The 7,572-nt window shown below is 61.6% G+C and carries 1 protein-coding gene and 1 pseudogene; both read right to left on the reverse strand.

Translation table 11 applies throughout. The features are described from left to right. Positions 1–84 precede the first annotated feature (84 nt). Positions 85–423 carry a hypothetical protein gene (locus tag KFS80_RS26545; RefSeq protein ID WP_053116431.1) on the reverse strand — a complete coding sequence of 113 codons (339 nt, stop codon included), beginning with the start codon at positions 421–423 and terminating at the stop codon, positions 85–87. A 148-nt stretch (positions 424–571) separates the two neighbouring features. Next, a pseudogene (locus KFS80_RS26550) lies at positions 572–7,572 on the reverse strand (LapA family giant adhesin); the annotation flags it as partial.

Consider the following 7,572-nt stretch of genomic DNA (forward strand, 5'->3'; position numbering starts at 1 on the left):
TGCGTTCCCACGCGGAGCGTGGGGACGATCAAAACAGGGGAATGCATTCCATGTAGGAGCTGCCGAAGGCTGCGATCTTTTGCTTTAAATCAGCCCGCTCTCATCTTCATCAATCAGCTGGCTCAACCCGCCCAACGCCTCACGTGCCTGGTTACGATCCAGCAGTTTGGCCTGTGCCGCTGGCGGCAGGTCGGTGACGCGGATCACGCCTTTACTGGTCAGCACTTGAATCAGGTCGTCGAGTACCCGAATCATTTCAAAGTCGCTCTGCTTGAGCTGTTTGAGGCTGTTTTCCACCGCAGCGTTGGCGAACCACGCCTGGATTTCATGGTTGTCGGCCGGCAGCGTTTCCGTGGCTTCGGCGTAAGCCGCCGCTTCCACGCGCGTCAACACACCTTGCGCATCGCGTTGCACGTAAAACATTGAGCATCCCTCAGAAATGAACCAGCGTCATGCTGTCAGCAGCATAGCCAACTGCGCGCGAGTATGCGGTGCGGCGACGCAATCGTCACCGTGACGATTGGCGTAAACGTGACGGCCGCCCCATCAGGGCGGCCGTTTTGTTCATGCATCAGCTGTTGTTGTGGTCGACCTTGATGGTCGGGTCGCTACCAGCAATCAGGTTATGAATGTTGGCACTCGACCAGTTGTTGCCTTCCAGTTTGATCGTCACGTCCGGCGTGGCCGCAGCCGCATCGCCGGAGTTGAACTTGCCTGCCGAGCTGACTTGCAGCGACGACGTGCCATCGACCGTGGTGATCTTCAGGAAGTTGTCGATGGTGCTGCCGGTCTCGCCCTGCAGCAAATCGCGCAGGTCGATGCGGTCACCGTCGGCGGCCTTGAAGTCCTTGATCACGTCGTTGCCGGTGTCGCCCGATTTCCAGACGAAGGTGTCGGCACCCGAACCACCGATAAGGATGTCGTTGCCCGAGCCGCCGATTAGCGTGTCGTTGCCAGTACCACCGAGCAGGATGTCATTGCCTTTGCCGCCGTCGAGCGTGTCGTTACCGCCCGAGCCGAACAGGATGTCATTGCCCGCGCCACCCAACAGCGTGTCGTTGCCGTCATGCGCGCCGGACACATCGAACGCCTGATAGTGCTCGGTGATGTACTGGTGCACGTTGCTGGTAGTGACTTTGCTGACGTCGACCCCGGTTTCCTTGGCCACGAACGCCTGCATCGCCTGATAACCCTCACCGGCAATGCCGTTGAAGCTCACCAGATCGCCGAACAGGATGTCGTTGCCGTCGCCACCGCTGAGCGCGTCGTTGCCCGGCAGGGTCGCTTCGGTGTGGCCGATGATCGAGTTGGCGAGATCCTTCGGATCGATGTTGGTTTGTGGCGTTTTGTCCGAGTCGTAAGGTTTCAGGTCATTGAGGCTGACACCGCTGTTGAGGCCGATGGCTTCAACGTTGGACAGACCGCTGAGCAGCGCGAAACTGCTGGTCGAGTTGTCGGTGGTGGTTGTGCTGGTGCTGCTGCCGCTGCCCGCCAGGTTCGACAACTCATAGGTGCCGTCGCCCTGAGCGTGAACGGTGCCCAGGCTGCTCCAGTTCCAGCTGCCGTTTTTGTACGTTTGCAGAACAGCAGCACCGGCGGCACTGATGCTCAGATAGTGCGTGCTGTCGATGTACGTGGCGAAGCTATCGCCCAGCTTGTAATTGCTGGTCGTCACCACGCTGTCGAACTTCACGCTGTTGTACAGCGTCGGGTTTGTCTGCTCGCCGCTCTGGTAATAGGTCGGCTGGCCGTCGGTGATGAAGTACGTGAGGTTCTTCGCCCCGGTGTTGGCCACGGCGTCAGCGCTCTGGAACCAGTTGGCCGTGGTTTTGAACACGTCCTCGTAGTTGGTACCGCCGCCGGACGCCATCGAGTCGAGTACGGCTTTGAGCTGAGTCAGCGCGTTCGGGTCGTTGAGGTTCACCGACACCGACTTGTTCACCTGAGTGTCGAAGTCCGCGAGGAAAATGTTCACCGTGCCCGAGTTGTTGCCGCCGAGGCTCTGCTTGAGGGTGTTGAACACCGACGTCAGCGAGTCCTTGGCCGCGCTGATCGACGAAGCGCTCATGCTGCCCGAGCTGTCGACCATGAACGCGATGTTGTAGTTGGTGCCCGGCACCACGGTCAGGCCGCCGATGTCAGCGACCATGATGTCGTTGCCGTCGGTGCCGCTGAAGGTGTCATCGCCCGAAGTGCCGACGATGGCGTTATAGACCGCCGGCACCACGGTGACCGGAATGGTCGCGGTGGTGCTGGCCGAACCGCCCAGCGCTTCGGTCGAGGTCGACGTTACGGTCAGGTTGAACTGGCCGTTGTAGTAGGTCGGCGGGGTCACGGTCAGGGTGCCGAGGCTCCAGCCAGTGACGTTGGCGTCGCCACTGGTCGCGGTGACGGTGAAGCTGTGGCCCGCACCGTCGGTGAGTACCGAGCCGACCGGTGCGCCGCTGATCTTCACGCTCAGGGTTTCCGAGCCGTCGGTGTCGGTCAGGCCCGTGGTCACGGCCGACAACTTGACGCTGGTGCCTTCGGCGCCGGTGTTGAGCTTGTAGCCGTCGTAATAGCCTTCGCCGTTGCTGCCATGCAGATCGGAAACGGTCACGCCGGAGTTCACCAGATCCTGCACGCCGGTGTAGATCGGCACGCCAGCACTGCTCAGGTCGATCGCCGTGCCGCCGTTGACCGACAGGTTGACGTCATAGCTGCCCGGGCCGCTCTGGTTGTGGTGGTAGATGTCGAGGGTGTAGTAGCCGCTGGTGGTCGGGGTGAACGAGCCGTTGAGGTTGCCGCCCACACCCCACGTGGTCGAGGCCACGGTTTTACCGCCAATGGTCACCAGCAGGCTGTCATCACCGATACCGGTGAAGGTGTAGCTCTTGCCGGCTTCCAGATAAATCAGGCCCGAGGTTTTCGATGCGGTACCGGCGGTCACGCTGCCGTCGGACTGCACGTTGGTCACGTTGGTGCTGGAGTTCGGTTTGCCGGCGGCGTCGATGACGTTTTTCAACGTCGTCGCATCGGCGCCGTTGCCGTTGGTGCCGAGGCCCGAAAGACCCGTCCAGACTTCCTTGATCAGGCCGGTGGACTTCACGCTGTTGTCGGCCACGCCCAGGGTCGGTGCATCAGCCACTGGCGTGATGTCGATCTTGATCGTGCCGGTGCTGCCCAGCAGTTGGCCGTCGGTTGGCTGGAATTGCAGTTGTGCGTAATCAGCCTTCTGATCGCCAATGCCCGCAGCATTGCCGTTCGCGCCCGACTCGTTGGCATCCGGCATGAAGCGCAGCTTGCCCGCGTCGATGTCGGCCTTGCTGAAGGTCTGGTTGTTGGCGACGTCTTTCCACGTCGAACCGTCCAGATACTGCAGTTTGCCTTCGCCCGGCAGCTGGGTGATTTTCACCCCGAGGCTGCTGGCCGGGCTGTCGACGTCAGTCACACCGAAGGTCGACCAGCCGAGGATCAGCGGCGTGTCTTCCGTGCCGGTGACGTTGCTCGGTGCGGCGATCGGCGCATCGTTGACCGCCACCACGTTGACCGTGGTGGTCGCGGTGTTGGAGTAGTTGCCGCCATCGGTCACGGTGACGGTGATGATGCGCGGCACGGTGCTCGGGTCTTCACTGTTGTTGGTGAAGCTGATGTTCTTGATGGCCTGCATGTAGTCAGCCAGCGTCGCGTTACCCGACAAGGTCAGGGTTACGGTGCCGTTGGTGCTGTTGGCATTGATGGTGATGCCGTTGACGCTGTTGCCCAGATTCAGCGCATCGCCGTCCTGACGGTTGGTCAGTACCACGGTCGCGCCGGTGAGCATGGTGCTGTCCGGGTCGGTGATCTTGATATCGGTGTCGGCAATCGACACGCCCGCGCCCGGGGTATTTTCGGTGAAGGTCACCTTGTAATCGGCACCGGTGGCGCCGCTGGAGTTGTTGGCGTCCAGGTCGATGACCGGCGGCGCATCGTTGTCGATGATCGAGGTGCTGACGCTGCCGTTGGTGGCGCTGATCGCGAGGTTCTCGAAGTTGCCGCCCGTGGCCGAATCGATCTTGACCACGAAGTTCTCGGTGCCTTCGGTGATCTTGTCATCGATGGTGGCGACGTTGAACTGCGCGCTGCTCGCACCTGCCGGGATCTTCACGGTGTACACGCCGGTGAAATCCGAACCGTCGGCGGCGGTGCCGCTGTAGACGATTTTCAGGGTTACTTCGGTTTGCGCCGGGTGGTTCAGGCTGACGGTGTAGCTGGCGGTCTGGCCTTCGGTTACCGAGCTGCTGCCGGTGATGCTGACGGTAGTGGTGTCGATGGTATCGGTGACGCTGGTCACGGCTGGCGTGTTGCTGGTTACCAGGTTTTCGAAGCTGCCACCGGTGGCGTTGCTGATTGTTGCCTGCACGGTACCGGCGTCTTTGTAGACGTCGTCAGCCGGTGCAGGAACGGTCACGGTGCCGGTGGTTTTGCCGGCTTCGATGGTGATCACCGAGCCGTTGCTCAGGGTCACGGTCACTGGCGAGCCAGCGGCGTTGGTCAGGGTTGCGGTGTAGGTGATCTGGCCACCCTCGGCCACGGTGCCGGTCGCCGACAGCGACAAGTTGGTGTTGTCGATGGTGTCGGTCACGGTGGTGCTGACCGGCGTCTTGTCGGCGACCAGATTTTCGTAGTTGCCGCCACTGACGTTGGTGATCGAGTTGGTCAGTGGGGTATGGCCAGTCAGCGCATCGTTCGGTGCGATGGTGGTCACGGTGCCGGTGGTTTTGCCGATGTCGATGGTGATGGTCTGACCGTTCGACAGGGTGACCACGACAGGCGCGTTGGTTACCGCCGCACCGACTGTCGCGGTGTAGACGACGTTGCCGCCTTCTGCCGCTGTCGCCGTTGCCGTCAGCTTCACCGTGGTGGTGTCGATAGTGTCAGTGACGCTGGTCACGGCTGGCGTGGTGCTGGTCACCAGATTTTCGAAGCTGCCACCGGTGGCGGTTTTGATGGTTGCCTGCACGTTGCCGGCGTCTTTGTAGACGTCGTCCGCCGGAGCAGCCACGGTGACGGTGCCGGTGGTTTTGCCGGCGTCGATGGTGATCACCGCACCGTTGGACAGAGTCACGGTGACTGGCGAGCCAGCGGCGTTGGTCAGGGTTGCGGTGTAGGTGATCTGGCCACCTTCGGCCACGGTGCCGGTCGCCGACAGCGACAGGTTGGTGGTGTCGATGGTGTCGGTCACGGTGGTGCTGACCGGGGTTTTGTCGGCGACCAGATTTTCGTAGTTGCCGCCACTGACGTTAGTGATCGAGTTGGTCAGTGGGGTATGGCCAGTCAGCGCATCGTTCGGTGCGGTGGAGGTCACGGTGCCGGTGGTTTTGCCGATGTCGATGGTGATGGTCTGACCGTTGGCCAAAGTCACTACAACTGGCGAATTGGTCACCGGAGCGCCGACGGTCGCGGTGTAGACGACGTTGCCGCCCTCTGCCGCTGTGGCCGTTGCCGTCAACTTCACAGTGGTGGTGTCGATGGTGTCAGTGACGCTGGTCACGGCTGGCGTCGTGCTTGGTACCAGGCTTTCGAAGTTGCCACCGGTGGCGTTGCTGATGGTTGCCTGCACGGTGCCGGCGTCTTTGTAGACGTCGTCCGCCGGGGCAGCGACGGTCACGGTGCCGGTGGTTTTGCCGGCTTCGATGTTGATCACAGCGCCGTTCGACAAGGTCACCGTCACTGGCGAGCCAGCAGCGTTGCTCAATGTCGCGGTGTAAACGATCGAGCCACCTTCGGCGACCGAGTTGGTAGCGCTGAGTGACAGGTTTGTCGTTTCGACGGTGTCGGTCACGGTGGTGCTGACCGGAGTTTTGTCGGCTACGAGGTTTTCGTAGTTGCCGCCAGTTACGTTGGTGATCGAGTTGGTCAGTGGCGCATGGCCGGTCAACACATCGTTAGGTGCGGCGGTGGTTGCGGTGCCAGTGGTTTGACCTACAGCGATGGTGATCGTCTGACCGTTGGCGAGGGTCACGGTGACTGGCGAACCGGTTACCGGAGCACCGACGGTTGCCGTGTAAACGACGTTGCCACCTTCGGCCGCTGTCGCAGTGGCCGTCAGTTTCACGGTCGTGGTGTCGATGGTGTCGGTGACGCTGGTCACGGCTGGCGCGGTGCTGGTCACCAGATTTTCGAAACTGCCACCGGTGGCGGTTTTGATGGTTGCCTGCACGTTGCCGGCGTCTTTGTAGACGTCGTCGGCTGGAGCAGCGACGGTGACGGAGCCAGTGGTTTTGCCTGCGTCGATGGTGATCACCGAGCCGTTGCTCAGGGTAACGGTGACTGGCGAGCCAGCGGCGTTGGTCAAGGTTGCGGTGTAGGTGATCTGGCCACCTTCAGCCACGGTGCCGGTCGCGGACAGCGACAGGTTCGTCGTATCGACAGTGTCGGTCACGGTGGTGCTGACCGGAGTTTTGTCGGCCACGAGGTTTTCGTAGTTGCCGCCGGTTACGTTGGTGATCGAGTTGGTCAGTGGTGCATGGCCGGTCAACACGTCGTTTGGTGCGGTGGTGGTTGCGGTGCCAGTGGTTTGACCCACAGCGATGGCGATCGTCTGACCGTTGGCCAGGGTCACGGTGACTGGCGAGCCGGTTACCGGAGCACCAACGGTTGCCGTGTAAACGACGTTGCCACCCTCGGCTGCGGTTGTAGTCGCAGTGAGTTTCACGGTGGTGGTGTCGATGGTATCGGTCACGCTGGTGATCGCTGGAGCAGTGCTTGGTACCAGGTTCTCGAAGTTGCCACCGGTGGCGCTGCTGATGGTTGCCTGCACAGTGCCGGCGTCTTTGTAGACGTCATCGGCTGGCGCTGGAACCGTCGCAGTGCCGGTGGTTTTACCGGCGTCGATGGTGATTACCGCACCGTTGGACAGCGTCACGGTGACAGGCGAGCCAGCGGCGTTAGTCAGGGTTGCGGTGTAAACGATCGAACCACCTTCAGCGACCGAGTTGGTGGCGCTCAGCGTCAAGTTTGTTGTGTCGACGGTGTCGGTCACGGTGGTGCTGACTGGCGTCTTGTCGGCGACGAGGTTCTCGAAGTTGCCGCCGCTGACGTTGGTGATCGAGTTGGTCAGTGGTGAATGGCCGGTCAACACATCGTTAGGTGCGGCGGTGGTTGCGGTGCCAGTGGTTTGACCTACAGCGATGGTGATCGTCTGACCGTTGGCCAAGGTCACGGTGACTGGCGAACCGGTTACCGGAGCACCGACGGTTGCCGTGTAGACGACGTTGCCACCTTCGGCCGCTGTCGCGGTGGCCGTCAGTTTCACCGTGGTGGTGTCGATGGTGTCGGTCACGCTGGTCACGGCTGGCGCGGTGCTGGTCACCAGATTTTCGAAACTGCCACCGGTGGCGGTTTTGATGGTTGCCTGCACGTTGCCGGCGTCTTTGTAGACGTCGTCAGCTGGAGCAGCGACGGTGACGGTGCCGGTGGTTTTACCCGCTTCGATATTGATGACTGCGCCGTTCGAAAGGGTCACGGTCACTGGCGAGCCAGCGGCGTTGGTCAATGTCGCGGTGTAAACAATCGAGCCACCCTCGGCGACAGAGCCGGTCGCGGACAGAG

This window comes from Pseudomonas rustica (assembly GCF_018336155.1).
Lineage (GTDB): Bacteria > Pseudomonadota > Gammaproteobacteria > Pseudomonadales > Pseudomonadaceae > Aquipseudomonas > Aquipseudomonas rustica.